The organism is Pelagicoccus sp. SDUM812005 (assembly GCF_031127875.1).
Classification (GTDB): Bacteria; Verrucomicrobiota; Verrucomicrobiia; order Opitutales; family Opitutaceae; genus Pelagicoccus.
The window spans coordinates 1-373 of the sequence record NZ_JARXIA010000099.1 but is presented as its reverse complement, the minus strand read 5'-3'; the positions used below and the strand labels follow the sequence as shown (position 1 = coordinate 373).

At 48.8% G+C, this 373-nt stretch carries 1 protein-coding gene; it reads right to left on the bottom strand.

The window, feature by feature from the left end:
* Positions 1-273 (bottom strand): type II toxin-antitoxin system RelE/ParE family toxin (locus QEH57_RS25050; RefSeq protein ID WP_309009506.1); only part of this gene is annotated, 273 nt, incomplete at its 3' end.
* Positions 274-373 lie beyond the last annotated feature (100 nt).

Below are 373 nucleotides of genomic sequence, written 5' to 3'. Positions count from 1 at the left end.
GTCCCTAGAGCCTCGAAGTATCCGAACTATGCTTACTTGTGAAACTTCTCGAACAAAGAAGATGATGTACTTCTTGTGGGGAATGCTGAGCAATCGTTCGGCAAGTTCGTCTCTTCGACGTCCTATTCCATCAAGTTCGGAGATGCTGATGCACTTGCGGTAGAGCCGTTCTAGGAAGCGATCGGCTTTGGTAGGGCTGTCGTTGGCGATGTAGTCCCAAATATCGTCGAGATCCGACTCGGCTTCTTCGGATATGTAGAGATCTCTAGCCATCGAGACGTTCTCTTCCTCTCTTTTTGATGTTCTCGATCAGAGAATCGTCCAACTTCTTCGATCTACCGGCTTTGAGCTGCTCGAGGCCGATTTGAATCTC